Raw genomic sequence first — 22,635 nt, forward strand, 5'->3', positions numbered from 1 at the left:
AGATAAATGAAGGAAATAACAACAGCGAATTATCTTGACAACATCAACGCTTTTTCAGCCCGTAACGAAGAACCTACTTGGATGACCGACTTACGTGTAGCGGCTTTAGAAAAAGCTGAAAACTTAGAATTACCAAAGATCGAACGCGTGAAATTTCACCGTTGGCCTTTGTTTAACGTGAATACTGAAGAGTATGCACCTGAAACGATGAACATCCCAAGCTTTGACGCAATGAAAGACAATCCCGTGATCGTGCAACAAGGATCGATCACAGCATTTGAACAACTTTCAGCGAAATTAGCCGATCAAGGGGTGATTTTCACTGACATGTTTACAGCCTTGCAAGAGCATGGCGATTTAGTCAAAGAATATTATATGAATAAAGCGGTTGAAATGGATGAAGATAAATTAACAGCGTTCCATACAGCCTTTATGAATAGTGGAGTGTTTTTATACGTACCGAAAAATGTTGTCATCGAAGAACCAATCGAAGCAATCTTTATCCAAGATTCAGCGAGTGAAGAATCGTTCTTCAAACATGTCTTGATCGTAGCGGACGAACATAGTGAGTTTAGCTATTTAGAACGATTCCAAACAATCGGTGAGCAAAAAGTCAAAGTTTCTGCGAATATCGTCGTTGAAGTGATTGCAAAAGCTGGTTCAAAAGTGAAATATTCTGCTGTAGATCAATTAGGTGTGAATGTTTCAACGTATATGAATCGTCGTGGACACATTATGCGTGATGCATCAGTTGATTGGGCGCTAGGTGTAATGAATGATGGTGACGTGGTTGCTGATTTTGATTCTGACTTAGTAGGCGAAGGCTCTCACTCAGAAGTCAAAGTCGTGGCAATCAGTGCTGGCAAACAAACGCAAGGGATCGATACGCGTGTAACCAATAAAGCCTCTCACTCAGTGGGACACATTTTACAACATGGTGTTATCCGTGAGCGTGGAACATTAACATTCAACGGAATTGGTCATATTCTAAAAGGAGCTAAAGGGGCAGATGCCCAACAAGAAAGTCGTGTCTTAATGCTTTCTGACAAAGCCCGTGGCGACGCCAACCCAATTCTATTGATCGATGAAAATGAAGTAACTGCAGGACACGCTGCCAGTGTTGGTCGTGTTGATCCAGAAGAAATGTACTACTTAATGAGCCGTGGTTTACGTAAAGATGATGCGGAACGTTTGGTTATCCGTGGCTTCTTAGGTTCAGTTATTACGGCGATTCCTGTGAAAGATGTGCAAAAAGAATTTGTAGACGTAATTGAAGGGAAGTTGAATGCATGATAAACGCAGATAAGATTCGGCAGCAGTTTCCCATCTTGTTTCAAGAAGTAAATGACGAGCCGCTTGTTTATCTGGATAATGCAGCAACAACTCAAAAGCCTAAAGTAGTTTTAGATAAATTGACTTATTATTACGAACATGATAACGCTAATGTCCATCGTGGTGTGCATACCTTGGCCGAACGTGCCACGAAAGAGTATGAAGAAGCTCGTGAAAAAGTTAGAGCCTTTATCAATGCGAAAGAAACAGCCGAAACGCTCTTTACCCGAGGCACAACGACTAGTTTAAACTGGGTCGCAAAAAGTTATGGTGATTTAGCGGTTGAAGTAGGGGATGAAATCGTGATTTCTTACATGGAACATCACTCTAATATTATCCCTTGGCAACAACTAGCGGAACGTAAAGGCGCTACCTTGAAATATATCGAGATCACAGCAGATGGCTTTTTAGATATGGAAAGTGCAAAACAACAAATCACGGATAAAACCAAGATTGTTTCTATCGCGCATGTATCGAATGTTTTAGGCGTGATCAATCCAGTGACAGAGTTGGCAGAGCTAGCTCATAGTCATGGTGCTGTCTTAGTTGTCGATGGTGCCCAAGCGGTACCGCATATGCCAGTAGATGTTCAAGCAATTGATGCTGATTTTTACGCATTTAGCGGGCATAAAATGTGTGGTCCAACTGGAATTGGTGTATTATATGGAAAACGTGAATTACTAGATCAAATGGAACCCGTGGAATTTGGTGGTGAAATGATCGATTTCGTGAATTTGTATGACAGTACGTGGAAAGAACTGCCTTGGAAATTTGAGGCAGGTACCCCCAATATTGCTGGAGCAATTGCTTTAGGTGCGGCCATCGATTTTCTAACAGAGATCGGATTAGAAGAAATTCATCAACATGAAGCGGAATTAGTGGCTTATGTCTTGCCAAAATTATTAGCGATTGAAGGATTGACGGTTTACGGACCGCAAGATCCAGCCCATCATACAGGCGTTTTGGCGTTTAATTTAGATGGCTTACATCCGCATGACACAGCGACAGCTTTAGATATGGAAGGGCTGGCGGTTCGTGCAGGACATCATTGTGCGCAGCCATTACTAAAATATTTAAATGTTCCAGCGACGGCTCGTGCGAGTTTCTATCTTTATAATACCAAAGCAGATGCAGATCGATTGATCGAAGCAATTTTAGCGACAAAGGAGTTTTTCCAACATGGCTCTATCTAAATTAGATAATTTATACCGTCAAGTGATTTTAGATCATTCAAGTCATCCTCATCATCATGGAACATTGGCAGAATCAAGCAAGAAAATCGAAATGAATAACCCAACTTGTGGCGATGTGATCGAATTGCAAGTGGCTATCCAAGACAATGTTATTAAAGATATTGCCTTTAGTGGAAGTGGCTGTTCGATTAGTACGGCAAGTGCTAGTATGATGACCGATGCGGTGATTGGGAAGACATTAGCTGAAGCAGAACAATTAGCTGAAGATTTTTCTCAATTGGTGCAAGGAAATGACGTAGCAGAAGAAGAAAAATTAGGTGATGCGGCGATGCTTAGCGGCGTGGCAAAATTCCCAGCACGGATCAAATGTGCAACACTTGCTTGGAAAGCCTTAGAACAAGCAGTTGAAAATGACGGACAAGGAACCGCAGGACAATTACACTGCGAAGAATAGAAATAAGTTGAAGCGGTGAGAAATCAGGCTGATTTTCGGCAACTTCCCTACCATCTTTTAATCCAAAAAGCGGATTTAAAGCTGTTAGGTCCAGTTGCTCAAATCAAAGCACCTGATCCTCAACCTAAGTAATCAGTGAGAAGTCAAGCAGGTTCTCGGCTGTTTCCCAAAATAATCAAAATCCAAAAAATGGATTGTGTTTATTTTAGTCCAACAGCTCGAACCTAAACGCCTGATTCTCAACCTAAGAAAGGGAGCGTGAGCCTATGAGTACTGTACCTGAGTTAGAAGAATATCAATTTGGTTTCCATGATGATGTGAAACCAATTTTCAGTACGGGAAGTGGACTAACAGAGGACGTTGTTAGAGAAATTTCACGTAAAAAAGAAGAACCAGAATGGATGTTGGAGTTCCGCTTGAAATCATTGGAACAATTCAACAAAATGGCCATGCAAGAATGGGGACCAGATTTATCTGATATCGATTTTGAAAAAATCAAATATTTTCAAAGAGCCAGCGACAAACCTGCTCGTGACTGGGACGATGTGCCAGATAAAATCAAAGAAACCTTTGAAAGAATCGGGATTCCAGAAGCAGAACGTGCGTATTTAGCTGGAGCTTCGGCGCAATATGAATCAGAAGTGGTTTACCACAATATGAAAGAAGAATTCCAAAAATTAGGGATCATCTTTACAGATACCGATTCAGCGTTGAAAGAATATCCAGATATATTTAAAAAATACTTCGCAAAATTAGTCCCACCAACAGATAACAAATTAGCAGCATTAAACTCAGCAGTTTGGTCTGGTGGAACGTTTATCTATGTACCAAAAGGAGTTCGTGTGGATGTACCATTACAAACATACTTCCGAATCAATGCGGAAAACACAGGACAATTTGAACGTACGCTGATCATTGTGGATGAAGGCGCAAGTGTTCACTACGTAGAAGGCTGTACAGCACCTACTTATACAAGTAATAGCTTACATGCAGCGATCGTTGAGATCTTTACCCATAAAGATGCGTATACACGTTATACAACGATCCAAAACTGGTCTGATAATGTTTATAACTTGGTAACAAAACGTGCCAAAGCTTATGAAGGTGCTACAGTTGAGTGGATCGATGGGAACTTAGGGGCCAAAACAACGATGAAATACCCAAGTGTTTATCTTGATGGAAAAGGGGCTCGTGGCACAATGCTTTCAATTGCATTTGCTGGGGAAAACCAAATCCAAGATACAGGTGCGAAAATGATTCATAATGCGCCAAACACGTCAAGTTCGATTGTTTCTAAATCAATTGCCAAAGACGGTGGTGAAGTGAATTACCGTGGTCAAGTAACGTTTGGGAAAGATAGTGCTGGCTCGATTTCACATATTGAGTGTGATACGATTATTATGGATGATAAATCGAAATCAGATACGATTCCGTTTAATGAGATTCATAACAGTCAAGTAGCGTTGGAGCATGAAGCGAAGGTTTCGAAAATTTCGGAAGAGCAGCTTTATTACTTGATGAGTCGTGGGTTGACTGAAGTTGAGGCGACTGAGATGATCGTTATGGGATTTGTGGAGCCGTTTACGAAGGAATTGCCGATGGAGTATGCGGTTGAGTTGAATCGATTGATTAGTTATGAGATGGAAGGCAGTGTGGGGTAAAGCCTTTTTTAGCGCTAGAAACGTTGATTTATCAATGTTTCTGGTGCTTCTTTTTTTCGAAAAAGCAAACTAACTACAAAACTAACTACAATTTCTTTTAGAAAAGATATTTTTCCTTTTCAATAAACTGAGCGAATTGGTCAGCGCTACGCTCCTCACGTTCGGGGTAAAAGTAGTTATATACTTGTCGAGTCATCTTGGAATCTTTATGGCCGACACGGTACATAATATCCTCTAAGTTCATATCTGCCATTGCACAAAGTGAGACATGTGTTTTGCGGAATTCATGAAGTGTAATTCGTTTTAATTTGTATTTAGTCGCGATGACATCGTACCAATCATTCGCTTGACCAGGACGACAAAATTTATTCTCTTTGTTAGGAAAAACAAGTTGATGCTTATTCGTTGCTCTAATTCCTAAAACCTTAAACTCGAACTGCTGTCTAGTTTGCCATTCCTGTAACATAGCCATTGTTTCTGAATCAATTGAAATGGTTCTTTTACCAGCATTTGTTTTGGCACTTTGACTAGCTACTTTGGTTATTTTAGTATTAGGATCACTTTCGACCTCAGCTAATGTTTTACTGATAATTAATTTCTTAGTTTCAAAATTAATATCATTCCATTCAAGAGCAAGTATTTCCGATTTCCTAGCACCTGTATAGGATAAGACTCGAAAATAAGTTTCGATTTTCTTGTTTCCATGCTTTTTACAGCAATCCAAGAAGATAGCAAGCTCCTTTGGAGTGTAAACACTCATTGTTTCAGTAGCCACTAAATTTTCATCAATTTCTTGACGTTTAATAGCTTCAGTTTTGCGCATGGGATTTTCATTGATAAGTTCTTGTTGAACACCGTATTGTAAAATCTGAGCAACTGCGCGACGAAAGTAATAAGCTTGCTTGTATCCATCTCTTATCCAACGACGATTGACCTGAGTACAGAAACGTACTGAAATATCATTCAACTTTTTTTCTCCAAAATATTCAAGCGCATGATCTTCAATGGCTCTTCTCGTAATCATGATAGTAGATGGTTTGACTTTTAATCGGTACTGTTCAATGAATTCCTCATATAACTCCTCAAAAGTGATATTACCATTCATTTTCAGTAGATTCTTATCGAAATCTAGTTGCAGTTGCCTATATACTTGTTGGGCTTCTTTTTTTGTCAGGAAGCCACTTCTAGTTGTGCGAATCTCTTCACCAAACTCAGTTTTTCCAAAATAGCATTGAAATTTCCAGAGTTTTTGGTTGTACTTGGTATATTGCTTAAAAGAAACAGACATATAAATCTTCCTCCTAATTCATTCATTGGATTAGGATATTTTTGTCTTTAGCAAGATTTTAATATTTGAGGTTTTAAATAGGTCAATCATTTTTTAATTGATTGAAAATATCCTTTACATCTTCAATATCGTACAAATGTTGCCTACCAATAATAATGACTTCTAATCCGTTAAGACGAAGTGTTCTTAAAGTATCATAGCCAATATGCAACTCTTGCATTAGAGTTTGTTGGTTCACATATCTTCCTAGAATTAATGATGTTTTATTAGGTGTGTCCATATAAAATCACCTTTCTTTTCTTGATAGTTAGGCTATTTATTCATCCTTTCTTTTTACAAATAGAGTATTTGCCCCAAAGTGCTGCGAGCTAGAATCAAATACATACCTTAATTATAGGACTCGTAGTACTTTTTTTCTATATAAAATTGTAAAAAGTATCTCATTTACTGGATTGTTTTGTACATATTCAAACGACTTAGAAAAGTCCACAGGAGTTTCACCTCAACTCAAACTCGGAGAAGCCACCCAATGCTGTGAAGCGTTCAAGGTAGGAGTATCATTATATTGAATACAAGTCGTGGCTTCTTCAATTTCCTAAAATGAAGAGTGTAAATCAAAAGGAATCGCTCATTTTTCGGAAGTCATCGCGATTTTGTTTGCACAGCTCGTTGTAATCAAAAGTGTATTTGAATAGGTTATTAAGTTTTCAAAGAGCAATTTTAGTTATATACTAATAAGAAGTTTTGGGAGTAAGGAATAACAACATTTGTGTGCGATTTTCAGAGGTGTTTTTTACAGTTATCTGTATTTATTTGTAGATAAAATATATGAAGAATATAGTGGTTCTAATAATATATAAGAAATATCTGTAAAAAATATTGATTCCATTGGAATTTTACTATACTATAAGAAAGCTAAATGGTTAAAAAGAATTAGGATAAAAGACTATTAAAGATTTTTCATCATTCTTCTTCTTGTTTTAGTGGTTAAGTAAAAATTTGAGAATAAATTGTAAACCAATAAAAACTATCAAGGGTTTCAATTCACTCACCAATAAAAAGCTAAAGGATGATTTTAATGTATGAATTTTTTCTCAGTACTAAAGAATTAAAAAAAATTGCTATTTTTAGATATATTCTTTTTTCAAAGAATGGTGCTAGCTTATCCGATATTTTTAAAGAATTCAACTTGAATAAAAGTACAGGTTTTAGATATGTAAATGAGTTAAAACTAGATGTAGAAAAATATTTTTCTGAGAATGTTTTTATGAGTGATGATGGAAATAAATTAACAATAATCAATAAAGGAGTTAAGTCATCAGGACTAGTTTTTGATATATTGAGGTCCAAATATGTTAATGATAGTGGAGCTTTTTTAGTCCTACAAACTGTATTAAAAAGAGACTTTCCGTCAATTGAAAACCTATCACAATATTTGAATGTTAGCCCATCAACAACATATAAGTACATTACACAATTACAAAAACTATTTCATTTGTTTGATTGCTCAGTGTCATTTAATGTTCCAGGAAGTGTTAAAGGTAATGAACTTGGTATTCGTATTTTAATATATCAAACTTATTGGGGAATATTTAAGACCATATATGAAATTCCATTTAAAAAGATTCCAGAAAAGTTTACCGAGATATCAAACGTGAAATCTAATTTGATTTCGATAGAGAACTTATCTAGATCACAACGTATAAAGTTAACAATAATTCACGGAATATGTACGTATAGATTGTCATACAGACATCAGAATCTTGATGTGTCCGATGACTTTTTAGAGGATATAAAGTATTTTTCTGAAAAGGACTTTTTATTAGAAATAGATGGACTTAACATATCTTCGGAGGTTGTTGCGAAAGAAAGTAAGGTATTTGCATATTTAGTAAGATCAAGTATATACAATATTGATACTTTCAAAAAGCGAAAAGAGATAGTTGAATTATATAAAAAATCAAATTTAGAAATAGCTAATAAAGTTGAACTTCTTTTAAAAGCATTCTCAAAAAAATTTAATATAGCGTATTCTAGCGATTACTATATTGAAAGTTACTATGTTGTCCTTTGCTATTTCATTTATTTTATTCATGTACCAATTAATTATAGTGAACTCTATGAAAATCAATTGATAGTGGATAAACGGGTATATAACATGCAACCCGAAATAGACGAAACCCTAGAACAATTTCGTGATTTTTTTGCTGAATTTGTTAAACAAGAAGAATTACCTATCAATGATAAAGCTATCGATGAGTTCGTATATATTTTATACTCTATATATGATTACCATGTTGATATGAACACAGTGAAAATATATATCCAAAATAGAACTATTTATTCAGGGCTTACAGTTAAAAGAATGATTGAAGAAACTTTTAACTCGAATCTTGTAACTGTAGTTGATAATATTGATGAAAGTGATATCGTCATATCTTCAACTAATGAAGGAGATGAGATTCCAAATAATTATTTTTATTTTAAAACAGTTTTAGAAACTTCTGAATGGGAGAATTTGTTTGCCTATATAAGTAAGTATATATTTGAGAAAAATTTTTATAAAGCTCTGTAAATTTTTGCAACTATTTATTGGAAATATAGTCTATAAAAATATTAACAAAGTATAATAGTATTGATTTTTCTTATTCCAAAAGCCTATCTATCAAGTCCAAGTATATTTAATTATAGTTCTTGTAAATGCTTTTGAAAAAAGTTGATGTCTTATTTTTATTTGCACAGCTATCAAAACATATCGATAAAATTCAATGAGACATCTCGATTTTGAGATGTCTTTTTGTGTAGTTTAATTTCTATGATTTTTTATTTTATATAATTCACCCAATTACTAATAAAGCCTTTCTTGCTCTTATATCAGATGTAACTCAACTATCTGTTTAACATTCTAAATAAATATAAAAATTGTTTCAATGTAAAGAAATCTAATGAGCTAAGCAATAAAGAGGTTCATTTTTTATTTTATTGGAACTGGCTGTCTCAAAGATTCGTAAACAGCTCTTTCATAAGAGAGTAATATATAAATCGTAGTTAGGATATTGTTTAGTTTTACTAAATCTGAAAGAGGAGGTAGAAACTTATTATTTCTTTTAAGAAAGGGGCTTAAACAAATGTGAGCTGGATAAAAAAAATGACCATACTTTCACTGATAATAATTTTAGTAGTTCAATCCTTGAGTTCTATTATTGTGGCTGCAGAAGTTTCATTTCCACCTAATGAAGATAGTAATATTTACTGGTTAGATAATGACACTGAAGTTAGTGAAGTTCATTTAAATAGTGAAGAGTCCTATCCTATTCAACTGGTAGATTTAAATAAGTCAGATGAAAATATAGAAATAATATTGCCTGATACTGTAACTTTAGATCAAGAAAGAACGGATCAAAACAATACCAATAAAAGTGTTAAATATGAAAATAAAAATAGTAAAGTGAATATCACTTTTGGGGAAGAATCAGATAATAAAGCTATTTTATTTTTAAGAAGCGTTACAGTTGAAAATGAGTATAAAAATACGATATATGCAAAAATCACTAGAAATGATGGTACGGAATATAAATCAAAACCGTTAACTATTATTAATGATTATAAGGCATCCAATGAAAATTCATCAAACTCATCTGAAAATATGGAGTCTCAAGACACTGATGGGTCAACCAATACTGAAAGTTCCGAACAAACAGAAACAACGCTAAAATCGAGTAGTGAAAAAGAAACAACTAGTTTGAAAGACTCTAGTAAAGAAAGTTGTGAAACTGATGAGAGCGAAGATTCATCAGTAGCATCTAAAGCTGTTACTAGCCGAGCAACTAATGCGGAACCTGGTAGTTTGGTTATTAGTGAAGATATTTTCAATTCAGTGGATGACATCAAAAACAGTATAAAAATAAGTGGTACTGATGATTACAAAATAAAAGCAGTCGAACGAGGAAGTGGACGATCTGCTTATGATGATACAGATGAAAACAAATCAACTGTATATTCTAACTACCTAAGAAAATCAGGAAAAGTTAATATTAGCTTCAATAAAAAAATATCAGAAAAGAAGTTATCGAAAGTTGAAATTGAATACACTTATGACAATATTGGTTCGATTGTTACTAAAAATGGAGACATAACTGAGATAGGAGCTAATATAAAAATTTCTAACATTGATAAATCACTAGGAGGAGGTTGGGATGATGATGGCTATCCAGAAAAATCTCCAATCATTGATCTATCTAATAATATGTTTTCAGGTGTTGTTACAGCGGGGATAAATAGTGCTGACTGGGATATTCAATTTTTTGATAAAGAAACTGGTGAGCCAATTGATTTTTCTTCAGGAGAGTATTTAAATCCATTTTTGACCTTTAGTTCTTTAAATGGTTATCAAAAAAAGAACAAAGGAGATTATATTTATAGTGAATTTGTCAGACCAAAAAATGGTACAGAAGGTTATACAACAGGAAAATCTATTGTTGAATTTGGGACTGTTAAGGTAATTGATGGGACTAAAAAACATTATGAAGATGTTTATTATGGTGCTGATGATTTTCCAGAATCAATTGATAAACTTGGAAACTCTAAATTTCCTAATGCCTCAGTTTCATTTGATCTAAAAGGCACTGAAAATGGCTTTCAAATAGGTACAGGTGGCGGTGACTATGCTTTTATGTGGTTTACTTTTGCTAGTTCATCAATCATTGCAAGTAGACAAAAAGCGCCTGCCAAAACAGTTGAACCATTGAATCAATTTCAAGCAGGTGATACCTGGAATTCCCCTAGTGGAGACGAGGTTGGATTCAATGAACGTTTTTATAATGACCTTGATAGATATAAAGATGGTGGAGGCCCTTGGGATCTTAACGAAAAGTATAGAGTTGAAGGGCATAATGCTGACTTGCCTGATAGACTACTTCCAGGTATTCCAAAAAAAGAGGACAGATATGTTAGTGATGGTCAAGAGTACTACTACTTTATCAATCAGAAAGTGATTAATTTAGTTTCACAAAGTCAGGTTTTGCCAGATGGGTATGAGATACTTGATAGTCTTCCACCAGGAATGGAGCTATCAGACAAAAATGATCTAAGTAGAAATTTTACATTGTTCAATTTAGATGGTTCACAAATAAAAAATCCCTTTACGAAAAATTCAGTATCTCAAATGACTAAGAATAAATTTGATTTAACCTTGGCAGATCATGCTACAGAATTAATCAATGATCTCTCACAGGACGAGGATTATTATGATTCTGACTTTAGCTTAAGGGTCAAAGTAAAAGTAAATAACACTAGTAAAGATGAAATAGATGATCTAATGACTAATACTGCATCTACTAAATTTATTTATGAAGATGTTGAAGATGGTGGATATACTGTCGATTCAAATAAAGTTCAAACTCGTGTAGCACCAACTTATAATTTTATAAAAGAAGATACAGAGGGGAATACTTTACCTGGTGCAGAATTTGAATTGTATCATTCAGATGAATCAGGAAATAAAATTGGAAATGTAATTTCTACAACTACTTCAAGTGAAGACGGCTCATTTGATTTCAATAATATTATATTAAAACCAGGATATTATTTATTATCAGAAACGAAAGCACCAGAAGGATTTAAGAAAAAAGATTTTAAATTTAAAGTGACTGACGATGCTAAGATTATAGGTTTGAATCAAGATAATGAAGGTAACTATATCGCCATAAATGATGCGGTTATAAAAAAAATGTCCATTAAGGTATTTAAGCAGGATGAACACAGCAAAGAGCAGTTAAATGGAGCTGTATTTGATTTATACACTAAGGATGAGACTGGAAATATCGACTTGATTTCATCAAAGACAACAGAAAATGATGGAAGTATAGAATGGACAGATTTAGATATTTCTAAAGTTTATTATGTAAAGGAATCGAAAGCACCAGACGGCTATATCCTTTCTGAAGATGAATATAAAATTACTTTTGATAATAATTCGAAAAAATGGAAGGTAGAAAAAGAAAATGAAACAGTAGCTAATGGAAGTAGCTCTGAAGATGAAATTGACATTATTTTTAAAATTGATAATAAAGCTAAAGTTCCTCTACCAGAGACAGGTGGTAATGGGGTATTATCATTTATCTTAATTGGATTTATATCAATTATCATCGCTGCTTTCTATTTTATAAATCCAAAAAAGAAAAGAATATTGTTTTTCGGTATCGGGTCACTATTTTTATGTCTATCTGGAACGATAAATACTAATTATGTATATGCTATTGAAAATGAAGACGTAGTAATCATAAATTTGCATAAACTCGTATTTAAACAAGATACTTTACCAGAAATGATTCCAAATACAGGTTTGCCGATAGAGGGAAATAATTCTATATTGGAAAATTCAGAAGTTTTAAGTGGAGTTGAATTTACTGCTTATGACGTTACTGATGAATTTTATGATCTTCGTTTTCAAGGTCTAACGGTTGAAGAAGCTCAAAGAAAATTAGCTGCAAGTGATAGTAAATCAAAGAATAAAATTACTTCTCAGATAACCGATAGTAATGGATTAGCTAGATTTAAATTAGATAGTAAAACAAATGATAATAAATTTAAAGCTTATCTCTTTGAAGAAACTAAAACACCTTCAAATATACTCAAAGGACATAATCTAGTAGTTGTACTTCCCATTTATGTGAAAAACCAATTACTGTCAACGATTGATCTATATCCCAAAAATGAATATGTAGATATTCCGTTAAGTAAAAGAATAGATTCAGACAGTAACGACTTCGCTTATGGACAAAAGATTAATTATCATATAGAGACAATCATACCAAAGGATATAGAAACGTATGACCACTATTATTTAGAAGATAAAGCAGACGCCTCTCTTGAGTATTTAAAAGAAACATTCAAGATATCTATCGCTGGTTTAACTGATCAGAAATTTTATGAGCGACCAATATTTTCAAATGAAGAAAATGCTTTTAGAATAAATTTCGATCCTAATAAACTTTCTGAACATGTTGGTAAAAAAATTGAAATAGATTATCAAATGATAATTAAGGACAATGCTGAACCCGATACTGATTTCACAAATGAAGTTACTCTTCATCCTGGTCCTCATGATTCAATTACAAAGGACCAAAATGTAATGACAGGTGGTAAACAATTTATAAAAATGGATTCAACTAATAATGCTATCTATTTGCCTGGTGCAGAGTTTTTAGTAAAAAATGATAATCAAATGTATCTTGTCAAAGATGTTCATGGATTTTCGTGGACAAAAAATAAGACTGCAAATAATATTTTCAAGCTCACCTCTGACAAAAATGGTCAATTTACGATTAAGGGGATGCAATTTGGAAGTTATGAATTACAAGAAATTCATGCGCCAGATGGATATATGTTAAGTACTACTGAAATACCTTTTGAAATATCAAGAGGAAGCTATCTAGTTAATGGACAATTGGCAGATCCTTTAAAAGTTGTAAATAAACATCAAGACAAACCCAAAGAACCTATAGATGATTCATCTGAAGGAAAGCCTCTTGTTGGAGGATTACTACCTAAAACTGGTGAAAAAGTACTGGAATTTATTGAAGCTATTGGAACTATTTTTATCATAGTTACAGGAGCTCTAGGAATTTATACAAAAATGAAGAATAGAAAGAAGTTAAAATAATGAATACAAAAAAACAACAAAAAATTAAAACCTTTATGACAGCTTTACTGCTAATATTACCAATTTTTCTAAACTTATCTGTATTAACAGAACAACAAGTATTTGCTGCTGAGGAAAATACTAATCAGGTTATTATCCACAAGAAAAAAATGATGACACTACCTGATCCAACGATTCAAAATACAGGTAAAGAAATGCCAGATTTTGATAAATATCAAGGCTTAGCTGATATTGAATTTAAAGCTTACGATGTCACAGTTGATTTTTATGAAGCACGGGCTAAGGGGCAAACGATTGACCAAGCCAAAGCTACTGTCGAGAATAATACAAAAGATAAACCTGTTGAAACTAAAAAAACTGATTCAGAGGGGAATTTAGTTTTAAATTTACCTAAGAAATCAAATGGAAAAGATGCCGTATATACAATTGCTGAGACTCCTAAAGCTGGAGTGAATGCTGCTGCAAATATGGTCGTTGCTTTTCCAGTGTACGAGATGATTAAACAGGACGATGGTAGTTTTAAGTATGGAGATGTTGAATTAAATCCTGTTCATATTTATCCTAAAAATACAATCAGCTCTACTGGTGACTTAGTTATTAGCAAAGTAGGTACTGCTGAAAATGAAGCATTAGATGGTGCAGAATTTGTTATTTCAAAAAATGAAGGTGGCGTTACTAAATATATCCAATCTGCAAAAGATGGTTTATATACGTGGTCTGAGAATAAAGATACTGCTTTCCATTTTGTAACGGGTAAAGACTACGTTGCTTCAGATAACGCTATTAAAGAAAATGATGGGACTAAAGGACAAATAAAAGTAAGTGATTTAGAAGTTGGAAAATACATTGTTGAAGAAGTAAAAGCACCTGACAATGCAGAGTTAATTGAAGATCAAACAAAACATGAGATAGAAATCAAAGAAGATCAAACAGAAGCTACAGAAATTACAGTTAAAAATGATACAACAAATGTAGAAAAAACTACTCCAGAATTAAACGGTAATGATGTAGCAATCGGTGAAGCAATTAAGTATGAAATCAAAACAAATATTCCAGAAGGGATTGCAGACAAAGTTGGCGAAGTAAATAAATATACTAAATTTAACTTAATTGATAAACACGATGAAGAGTTAACATTTAACAACACTCCTAATGGTCCAACAGCTTATGCATTATATGATGGAGATCAATTAATTGATCAGTCGCATTACACAATCACAGAAAATAAAAATGGTTTTATCGTTGCCATTGATCCTGAATACATTACTCAATTAACACCTGGTGGAACACTTAAATTTAATTACTATATGCACTTGAATGAAAAAGCAGATCCAACCAAAGGTTTTAAAAATGAAGCAAACGTTGATAATGGACATACAGTAGATAAAACACCTCCAACTCCAGAAGTTGTAACTGGTGGTAAACGTTTTGTAAAAGTGGATGCTGATGTTAATGAACAATCACCATTAAAGGGAGCTAAATTTGTTGTCCGTAATGCTGATAAAGATGATGCAAACTATCTAGTAATTGATCCTACTACAAAAGCTGTATCGTGGACAACTGATGAGTCTGCAGCCACAGAATTCACTTCTGATGATCAAGGGTTGCTTTCGATATTAGGTTTAGATTATGGGACTTACTTTCTTGAAGAAACTGAAGCACCAAACGATTATGTGAAATTAGGAAGCCGTATTGAATTTACAGTTGATGAAGATTCTTATGGAACACCTGAACAATTAGTTTCTCCTGAAAAAATACCTAACCATCATAAAGGGACACTTCCTTCAACAGGTGGAAAAGGAATTGTTATCTTTATTGTTATTGGCTTACTTGCAATAGTTAGTGCAAGCTTCTACTTTGTTAATAGTCGTAATGCAAAACGAGCATAATTTTAATATAAATTGATATGAATTATAGAGTAGGAGGGGACATGTCGTCTTCCTCCTATTTTTAAAATGAGGTTGTCCATATGAAAAAGAAAATTATGGATTCGATAATGATAGTCGTTCTACTATTTGGAATTGCTGTTTTATTATATCCTATAGTTAATAATGCATTAAATACGGTTCTCGATCAGCAAATCATTGATTATTATCAACGAAAAGCAAATAAAGAAAATGATGAAGCTATGGAAAATGTTAAGTCTGAAATGAAAAAGAAAAATGAAGATTTAGCAGCAAAAGGGTCTAATCCGGGAGCAGATCCTTTTTCTAACAAAGAACCTGAAAACAAGAAGAAAGTATCAATTGATTACTATAAAGAACACACTATTGGTGTTATAAACATCCCTAAAATTAAAGCAAAATTACCAATATTTGATAGTACCAATGAACAATTATTAGCTAAAGGTACCACACTTCTCAGCGGTACTTCGTACCCTATAGGCGGGGAAAGTGTTCATTCGGTCATAACAGGTCATAGGGGATTACCAGAGGCAGCTCTTTTTACACGATTGCCAGAGCTGAAAACAAAAGATAATTTTTATATTGAAATAAATAATGAGACTCATGCATATGAAGTTGATCAGATAAAGACTGTATTACCAACTGATACAGATTATCTGAAAATTGAACAAGGGAAAGATATGATTACTTTAATTACATGTACTCCTTATATGATTAATTCGCATAGGCTTTTAGTCAGAGGACATAGAATACCTTATGTTGCTAAGGAAATGGATAAGGATATTGAAACTATTGGTAAGTATCAAACTATCAAATTTATTTTACTAGGCCTCTTAGGATTGCTAATTCTTTTCATATTAATATTTGTGATTTATCGATTATATAAGCTAAATAAAATTTCAAAAAAAAGCTATGATGTCCATTTGAGAATTGTGGACTCAAGAAATCGTCCTATAGAAGGATTGGTATTGACTGTTATAAATAAAAAAGGAAAAAGATCCATAAAAACAAGTACAGGGGATAATTTAATCTTTAAAACAAGCAACGAAGGAAGACTGATTAACTACAAATTAAGCGGGGGAAAATACACCTTAGTTAACAAAGAGAAAAATGTGATTATCAAACTAAAAATCAAGAGAATAAAAGATTCTCATTTCCAAAATGTGATTCCTCTAAATTCAGCCTATCGGTTTGATAATAAAGAACATACGGTTTTAAAAAAGATAAAACGGTATTCAAAACACTCTTAAACTAATCAAGAATTCTACTTCATGCACTTGTTCTAAACTATACTAGACTAATATGAAAGAAGACTTATGATGAAAGTTAGATACTATTGGGATTATTCAACTTTTGAATTCAAAATGAGAACTAGTAAGGTCGAACTAATTAACTATTTTAATAAAAACAAAAAATATGCGGTTGAATTAATAGATTCTGTTAATCGAGATGAGCTCAGGGTTATTATTCCTCAATTAAACTTGATCAATGAAAAAATGAAACTTTTGTTTTTTTATACCCAACAGAATGAATTTCTATTTGAAGAGGTTGAAATCATACCAGCAATTGAGCATGATTATATAAGGACTTTTTACGAAGAAGTGGAAATATCTCCAGTTAGAGAGATTCTAGAATCGTCTTTATTATATGCTATTGATAAGCCAGTTGAATGTTTTATTTGGGAAAGAAATATCACACAAATATTAACAAAAGTACTTGGATTAAGTGCTTCAGAAGTGCTTCATCACTATCAAGATTGGATTGTCTATTTTTATGAACAACGTCAATTGGCACGAAAAATAATACGAAACTTGAGTGATAAAACGTTTAAACTTCTATTTCCAAAATTGCTAGTAATTGACTGCAAATGTAAAGAACTTATAGAAGATGCTAATCTTCAAAAAGAATTTCATTTGACATCAAATGAATATTTACGAATTGTTAATTCAGACATTGATCGGACCTATTTTAATAATTTTTTATTTCAATATGAAACTTCTGAAATCAATTCTTTACGATTACAGATTGATCCAAATGTTAACTGTAAAGAAATATTTGTCTAATTAATATGTTTTTCTAAAGTACTTCTTGTCTGTTAAGATAGTGTTAATTTTCATGAAGTTAAGTAACAAAATATTATAGTTTAACTAAATTTATTCAAACGTTTTTTCAAAGAAGCTATCAAAAATAATTTGATAGCTTTTTTGTTGTTATTTGATAATGCCGAAACCTCTTATTAGTAAAGAGGTGATTATTTTGGATTTATTAGAAGAAAAAAGAGAACTGCTAAAATTGATTGTTGAATTAATTAGTGAAAGAAAAGCAATTACGCAACTTTATGAAGCTATTGAGAACAGATTAAAACGGATAGAAGAAATAGAAAATGTTATTTCTGAAGGCCAATCAACCACTAAGACTACTCTTATTCCAAAGGAAGAAATTGACCGAGTAAAATTTTACGATCATAAAATAAAACCTTCTTCTATCCCTTACGATATTATTTCTAAAGATATTTGCTACATCTTGAAAACTTCTGGAAGACCTATGAACGCTTCACAAATTCATTCCACTATTACCAAAAATTTACACTTCAATTTAGATTATAAAAATTTAGTAAATAATATTTTGCCGAAAATGGTGAAAGACAATCATTTACCTATTGAAAAAGTTTATAGAGGTTTTTGGCAGTATAGACGAGCAGAAACCAAGTAAATGCAAAGGAGCTAGTTAACGTGGCAAATACTCCAAATGATAATAAATTAAAGAAGTACATTCATATTGGAATACACTATCATGCAAACAACTATTACCGGAAAAAGAATAGCTATTTAGCTAGAGCAATTTTGACGGATTTTCAAGACTTTGATCCAATAAATTTTTCAATCGATAGCTATTTTGTGCTAACTAATATACAGATGATAGATAAGAAGAATCTTGAAGGGTATTTTGATAATGAGCAATTAATACAGGCTGTTAAAGAATTGAGTGAAAAAGAAAAAAATTTTCTATTTGAAAAGTTTATTGTTGGAAAAAGTGACACAGTCATTGCTAAGGAAAAAAACTTATCTCAACAAGCTATTTCAATTTACAAAAAAAGGCTATTAAAAAAGTTAAAGGTGTTAATGAAAAGATAGTAATAAATCCATTTACGTCAGGGCCCCTCCTTAATATGTCAGAAGAAAATTTAAAGGAGGAATGGGACATGGAAACAATTACTTCTCTAGTAATAGAGGCACAAGGAGGAGATAAAAAAGCAATGGAACAATTATATCAACAATTTCGACCATTATTATTAAAAGAATCAGCAAGGTATGGTGAACTAGATTTAGACTGTTATCAGGAACTATCGGAGCATTTTATTAGATTGATACTGGATTTTAAAGTTCGACCCTAATTAAATGTTTGTTATACAATTCCTTGATCTTTAAAATATATCGATGACTGGGATTAGTTTCTCAGTCATTTTTTTTAACTGTAATTAAAGATAGCTAACATAAAAACTTGTAAAAGTTTTTATGAAATCAAAATACCTACTATGTTCAACGCATAAAAGGTTATTAGTTGGAATAGTTAAATTTAGTGATGGTATGTTATTTTAACAAATTGATATGAAACGTTTCACTATTCGATAAGCCTGTAAATTTATAAGTAGTAAACTAAAATTAATTTCCACTTATATTACACTCTCAAGAGAACAAAAATACCGTTGACAAGAAAAAAATTATAAATCTATGAGTCAATGTTACTTTCGGTTTGGGATGGAGTTTATGAGGTTATTGAGGCAATCGTGATTCAACTATACTTGTACTAACGTTCCACCGAATGTATTTTATATATATGTGAGGGAAGAGGTTTTTAAGGGATATAAATTTTAGTAGGTATTTTTTTCTAAATGAGTAATGTGATTTATAATTAAGATTTTAATTATAGAAATTAAATTGTTGGGAAAACCTTGATATATCAGCTTTAGTAATGATTTTCTATGGACTTTTCTTAGTTTAGTAAGTAGCTTGGGTAGAGAAATATTATAAATTAATAGTAAAGTGAGGGTGTAAAAAATATGGAAATCAACGAAGTTTTAAAAAAAAGACGAAAAGAATTATCAATGACACAAGAACAAGTTGCAGAAAAAATTTTTGTATCCCAGAAATCAGTTTCAAATTGGGAAACTAAGAAAACATATCCTGATATAGAGAGCTTGATTCGCTTAGCTCATTTGTATGACTTGTCTTTGGATCATTTATTATTGGAGGGATCAGATATTGTGAGAGACATTAAAGATCAAGCAGAACTAAATATGATGAGAAAACTTTCTCTTCCACCTTTAATTACAAATATCAGCTTAGTGGTTTTATTATTAAGTCAAAAATGGTGGGGTCATCTGTCAGCACAAGCAACTATTATTGTTACAGTAAGTATATTTTCAAATTTTGTACCGATGTTTTATTTTAAAAAAAGAGCCGATACATTGCAGAAAAAGGTAGGTAAAAGTTGGATAGTCATTCCATTACTTGTGCTAGTTGTTGTTCTTGCAATTTCTTTAATTATTCTGATCCCAAGTCTTTTTACAAATTAAATACTGTATAGCTATTTTTAAGATACAATTACTTTTATTCCTATATGCTCAAATAATCACAATGTTATTTTTAACATTAACAGTAAAGTTAATGTATGTTAATTAATTATGTTTAACTTTCATAGTAGTAAATTATAGTATCTTCCTAAAAACTATTCTTACTTCTATGAACTGTTATATAAATTTAATTTGTTGAGGAGGTGTTTGGTTTAATATTTTAGACTTATAAAAGTAACATGATCAAAAATATTTTTAATTTGGAGGAGGGTTTATTATGTTAGAAAAAGCAAAAAATTCTTTATTAGTTAAAATGGTCTTGTTAGCGGTGATAGTCATGACAATAAGTCAGTGTTTTTCCCCAGCTATAGCCATAGCAGCTGAAAGCCACGGGAACAAAATTAATAGTGAGTCAGTTTATAAAGACAAAAATGCAAATCAATCTTTCGGAAAAATGATGGAACTAGCGAATAATTCTAGTGAAATTAAAGATTCAGAAAAGACTGAAGAAATTAAAAATTTTGTAAATCGTGATATTTCAAATGAAAACATTTTATTAAATAGTTCAAATGCAAATTTAGATCTTGAAAATGCTACTTTCTTGAATATCACTAAAAATAGTCAAAATTACACATCAATTTCTATACCTATCAGCGGAGAAGGTTACAGTTTAATTAGTAATTTAACCGTAGTTTATGGTGAAAGCAATGAACTTGTGTCTTTTTCAGAGACGTTAATTACTAAAAGTTCTAGTGACAAGTTTATTATCTCGTCATATATCGATGGACAATTGATTCAAAGTAATAAAACAAATATTGATTACATTAGTGACAATGAAATACAAAAAGGGCTTGATGGACTAAAAGCAGATGCACAAAAAATTGAAACACGTGGGATAGGAGCCATTGCAGGATGTATTGCTGCTGTAGCTGGTGTAAATGGAGTAGTTGCATATTTAATTGCAGGAACTTGTATTGCCTCATGCCCAGCAGTAGTTCCTATCTGCGTAGCTTGTATTGGTGCAGTAGCGACGATAGGTGCTGCTGATATTGGTGCAGTCATAGCGTGTTTTAATCTTTAGTGAATCGTAAAAATAAGGAGAGAGTAGATATTTTAAATAAGAAAATTAAGATACTTTCTATCATTTTTGGATTATTATTTAGCCTAGCTGTAGTTACTTTTTTTACTGTTCATTCAAAATCAAAAAATACAGAATCAGTTTTTATTTCTCTTAACAGTCAAGATTTTTCTTCGAGTTTAAATGAAAAGAAGGACATTTGGGTATATATAGGAAGATCGACTTGTGAAGAATGTAGAGATTTTTCTCCAGTACTGGAAAGTGTTCTTAAAGAAAATAAAAAACAAGTATACTATTATGACATTGACCTAGAGCGAGAAAAAGATGAAATAGAAATGCTTGAAATACTTGATATTTTAGATATTAAGGTTGTTCCCGCGGTCATTCATTTGGAAGAAGGAAAAATTACTAAGGAAAGTGTCGGTTATCAAAACAAAGAAGAAGTAGAAAAATTGTTTGAATTCTGAAATTTAGCTGTCACTAACTAAGAGAATGAGAAATCTGTATTTGTAGAGATTTCTCGAAATATAAAAGGGCTCAGGATATATTTTCCGAGCCCTTTTCATATTTATTAGTTCATAATCATCCAATTTTGAAATTTTTGCAAAACCAGATTGAATTCAGAAGTCTGAGTAGTCTTAGTTAATGGATCAAGATATTTTATTGATATTTGTGCAATGACTTGGCCATCCTTTAATGAATAATTAGCAGAAGCTAATTCCAAAAATTGATACTCTTTATTAATAGGCTTTAATGCTCGATTATTAACGTAGTAAGACAGTTCTTTTTCATTGGCTTTAGGATAAAGTTTAAAGAATGTTTTTAAGAATGAATCAATTTCTTCTGTATTTTTGGCATCTACGGTTCCGCCGCTATCACTAACTTTTGGCTTGTACTTTGATTTAGTAGGGATGCTACTAATCGTTGGATTTTTTATAATAACCATATTTTCTTTATCGTCCACATGGACAGTAAAAGTATAGGCTGAGTGAGTGGTTTGTTTCTTTTTTTGTTCAGTAATATCTTGGTTAACAGTAAATAGAACCTCAAAGTTGTTTTTATCGATTGGCTCAATTCCCCAAAACTGAATGGATTCAACTGTAGAATTTGTAGGAATATCAGTCCTCACCATATCTGCATTTAGGATTTGTAAATCTTCTGTGAGATAATCTTTTAATTTTTCAGTACGTTGATCTAATGCTTTTTGATTACGTTCCCAAGAATAAAAAATCGTAATGAAGTTTCGACTGAAGCTTTCGATTTTATTTGTATCAATGACTCGTTGTTCAATGACTTCTTTTTCATGAGTCGTATGTTGATCGATGGCTGTAAAGTTTTTATAAACTCCAAAAGTAATACTTGCTAGCAGTAAAATCCATAATGCTGTTGTCATTTTTTTATGCGTTCCTACTTTTATTGTAGGAACTTTTTTGACTTTGTTTCTTTTTTCTTTTCTCTCTAGTTTGATTTTCATGAATGTGATTCCTTT

18 protein-coding genes are annotated in these 22,635 nt (G+C 32.5%); 15 read left to right on the forward strand and 3 right to left on the reverse strand.

Annotated features, from left to right (window positions below; all coding sequences use genetic code 11):
- Nucleotides 1-6: 6 nt before the first annotated feature.
- The 4 genes from sufD (at nt 7) to sufB (ending at nt 4,640) form a co-directional block, all read left to right on the forward strand.
- Entirely contained in the window at nt 7-1,293 is a 1,287-nt protein-coding gene (gene sufD / locus RV15_RS08905; RefSeq protein ID WP_071877701.1) for a Fe-S cluster assembly protein SufD, read from the forward strand.
- Nucleotides 1,290-2,525, forward strand: coding sequence for a cysteine desulfurase (locus RV15_RS08910; RefSeq protein ID WP_071877702.1), 1,236 nt, complete (start codon nt 1,290-1,292; stop codon nt 2,523-2,525). Before sufD ends, RV15_RS08910 begins: the two co-directional genes overlap by 4 nt.
- A complete protein-coding gene (sufU, locus tag RV15_RS08915) occupies nt 2,512-2,979 on the forward strand; it encodes a Fe-S cluster assembly sulfur transfer protein SufU (RefSeq protein WP_071877703.1) in 468 nt (155 codons plus the stop codon). The genes RV15_RS08910 and sufU overlap by 14 nt, the downstream gene beginning before the upstream one ends.
- 266 nt (nt 2,980-3,245) lie before the next feature.
- Nucleotides 3,246-4,640: a Fe-S cluster assembly protein SufB gene (gene sufB, locus RV15_RS08920; RefSeq protein WP_071877704.1), complete on the forward strand. Its 1,395-nt coding sequence runs from the start codon at nt 3,246-3,248 to the stop codon at nt 4,638-4,640.
- Between the two features lie 97 nt (nt 4,641-4,737).
- Here sufB and RV15_RS08925 read toward each other — a convergent pair whose 3' ends face one another.
- Together RV15_RS08925 and RV15_RS08930 are read right to left on the reverse strand one after the other, a co-directional pair.
- Nucleotides 4,738-5,928: a site-specific integrase gene (locus RV15_RS08925; protein WP_071877705.1), complete on the reverse strand. Its 1,191-nt coding sequence runs from the start codon at nt 5,926-5,928 to the stop codon at nt 4,738-4,740.
- 82 nt (nt 5,929-6,010) lie between these two features.
- Complete coding sequence (locus RV15_RS08930) at nt 6,011-6,208, reverse strand: hypothetical protein (protein WP_071877706.1); 198 nt, start codon at nt 6,206-6,208, stop codon at nt 6,011-6,013.
- 798 nt (nt 6,209-7,006) lie between these two features.
- Between RV15_RS08930 and RV15_RS08935 the strand changes: the two genes are divergently transcribed.
- From RV15_RS08935 to RV15_RS08985, 11 genes are all read left to right on the forward strand, one after another.
- Entirely contained in the window at nt 7,007-8,503 is a 1,497-nt protein-coding gene (locus RV15_RS08935; RefSeq protein WP_071877707.1) for a helix-turn-helix domain-containing protein, read from the forward strand.
- Between the two features lie 573 nt (nt 8,504-9,076).
- A complete protein-coding gene (locus RV15_RS08940; RefSeq protein ID WP_139243002.1) occupies nt 9,077-13,591 on the forward strand; it encodes a SpaH/EbpB family LPXTG-anchored major pilin in 4,515 nt (1,504 codons plus the stop codon).
- Nucleotides 13,591-15,480 (forward strand): SpaH/EbpB family LPXTG-anchored major pilin, encoded by a 1,890-nt coding sequence (locus tag RV15_RS08945; protein ID WP_071877709.1) that lies wholly within the window; start codon nt 13,591-13,593, stop codon nt 15,478-15,480. Before RV15_RS08940 ends, RV15_RS08945 begins: the two co-directional genes overlap by 1 nt.
- A gap of 80 nt (nt 15,481-15,560) precedes the next feature.
- Nucleotides 15,561-16,745, forward strand: coding sequence for a class C sortase (locus RV15_RS19065; RefSeq protein ID WP_071877710.1), 1,185 nt, complete (start codon nt 15,561-15,563; stop codon nt 16,743-16,745).
- Nucleotides 16,746-16,811: 66 nt separating this feature from the next.
- Entirely contained in the window at nt 16,812-17,558 is a 747-nt protein-coding gene (locus RV15_RS08955) for a DUF7006 family protein (protein WP_139243003.1), read from the forward strand.
- A 193-nt stretch (nt 17,559-17,751) separates the two neighbouring features.
- Nucleotides 17,752-18,207: a hypothetical protein gene (locus tag RV15_RS08960; protein WP_071877712.1), complete on the forward strand. Its 456-nt coding sequence runs from the start codon at nt 17,752-17,754 to the stop codon at nt 18,205-18,207.
- Nucleotides 18,208-18,227: 20 nt separating this feature from the next.
- Nucleotides 18,228-18,629, forward strand: coding sequence for a LuxR C-terminal-related transcriptional regulator (locus RV15_RS08965; protein ID WP_071877713.1), 402 nt, complete (start codon nt 18,228-18,230; stop codon nt 18,627-18,629).
- A 68-nt stretch (nt 18,630-18,697) separates the two neighbouring features.
- Nucleotides 18,698-18,889, forward strand: coding sequence for a helix-turn-helix domain-containing protein (locus RV15_RS08970; RefSeq protein WP_071877714.1), 192 nt, complete (start codon nt 18,698-18,700; stop codon nt 18,887-18,889).
- A gap of 666 nt (nt 18,890-19,555) precedes the next feature.
- On the forward strand, nt 19,556-20,071 hold the full coding sequence (locus tag RV15_RS08975; protein ID WP_071877715.1) for a helix-turn-helix domain-containing protein: 516 nt from the start codon (nt 19,556-19,558) through the stop codon (nt 20,069-20,071).
- A gap of 274 nt (nt 20,072-20,345) precedes the next feature.
- Entirely contained in the window at nt 20,346-21,149 is an 804-nt protein-coding gene (locus RV15_RS08980) for a hypothetical protein (RefSeq protein ID WP_071877716.1), read from the forward strand.
- Entirely contained in the window at nt 21,149-21,613 is a 465-nt protein-coding gene (locus tag RV15_RS08985) for a thioredoxin family protein (protein WP_071877717.1), read from the forward strand. The genes RV15_RS08980 and RV15_RS08985 overlap by 1 nt, the downstream gene beginning before the upstream one ends.
- Nucleotides 21,614-21,717: 104 nt before the next feature.
- On the opposite strand, the gene RV15_RS08990 is transcribed toward RV15_RS08985, so the two are convergent.
- Nucleotides 21,718-22,620 (reverse strand): conjugal transfer protein, encoded by a 903-nt coding sequence (locus RV15_RS08990; RefSeq protein WP_071877718.1) that lies wholly within the window; start codon nt 22,618-22,620, stop codon nt 21,718-21,720.
- Nucleotides 22,621-22,635 lie beyond the last annotated feature (15 nt).

The sequence above is a fragment of the Enterococcus silesiacus genome, assembly GCF_001886225.1.
GTDB classification, from domain to species: Bacteria; Bacillota; Bacilli; order Lactobacillales; family Enterococcaceae; genus Enterococcus_L; species Enterococcus_L silesiacus.

Excerpts from the sequence above, each read along its gene's own strand:
- RV15_RS08910 (WP_071877702.1), top strand. The coding sequence starts at position 1,290 with ATGATAAACGCAGATAAGATTCGGCAGCAGTTTCCCATCTTGTTTCAA.
- RV15_RS08990 (WP_071877718.1), bottom strand. The coding sequence starts at position 22,620 with ATGAAAATCAAACTAGAGAGAAAAGAAAAAAGAAACAAAGTCAAAAAA.
- RV15_RS08970 (WP_071877714.1), top strand. The coding sequence starts at position 18,698 with ATGGAAACAATTACTTCTCTAGTAATAGAGGCACAAGGAGGAGATAAA.
- RV15_RS08925 (WP_071877705.1), bottom strand. The coding sequence starts at position 5,928 with ATGTCTGTTTCTTTTAAGCAATATACCAAGTACAACCAAAAACTCTGG.
- RV15_RS08980 (WP_071877716.1), top strand. The coding sequence starts at position 20,346 with ATGTTAGAAAAAGCAAAAAATTCTTTATTAGTTAAAATGGTCTTGTTA.
- RV15_RS08930 (WP_071877706.1), bottom strand. The coding sequence starts at position 6,208 with ATGGACACACCTAATAAAACATCATTAATTCTAGGAAGATATGTGAAC.
- RV15_RS19065 (WP_071877710.1), top strand. The coding sequence starts at position 15,561 with ATGAAAAAGAAAATTATGGATTCGATAATGATAGTCGTTCTACTATTT.
- RV15_RS08940 (WP_139243002.1), top strand. The coding sequence starts at position 9,077 with ATGACCATACTTTCACTGATAATAATTTTAGTAGTTCAATCCTTGAGT.
- sufD (WP_071877701.1), top strand. The coding sequence starts at position 7 with ATGAAGGAAATAACAACAGCGAATTATCTTGACAACATCAACGCTTTT.
- sufU (WP_071877703.1), top strand. The coding sequence starts at position 2,512 with ATGGCTCTATCTAAATTAGATAATTTATACCGTCAAGTGATTTTAGAT.
- RV15_RS08955 (WP_139243003.1), top strand. The coding sequence starts at position 16,812 with ATGATGAAAGTTAGATACTATTGGGATTATTCAACTTTTGAATTCAAA.
- RV15_RS08945 (WP_071877709.1), top strand. The coding sequence starts at position 13,591 with ATGAATACAAAAAAACAACAAAAAATTAAAACCTTTATGACAGCTTTA.
- RV15_RS08935 (WP_071877707.1), top strand. The coding sequence starts at position 7,007 with ATGTATGAATTTTTTCTCAGTACTAAAGAATTAAAAAAAATTGCTATT.
- RV15_RS08975 (WP_071877715.1), top strand. The coding sequence starts at position 19,556 with ATGGAAATCAACGAAGTTTTAAAAAAAAGACGAAAAGAATTATCAATG.
- sufB (WP_071877704.1), top strand. The coding sequence starts at position 3,246 with ATGAGTACTGTACCTGAGTTAGAAGAATATCAATTTGGTTTCCATGAT.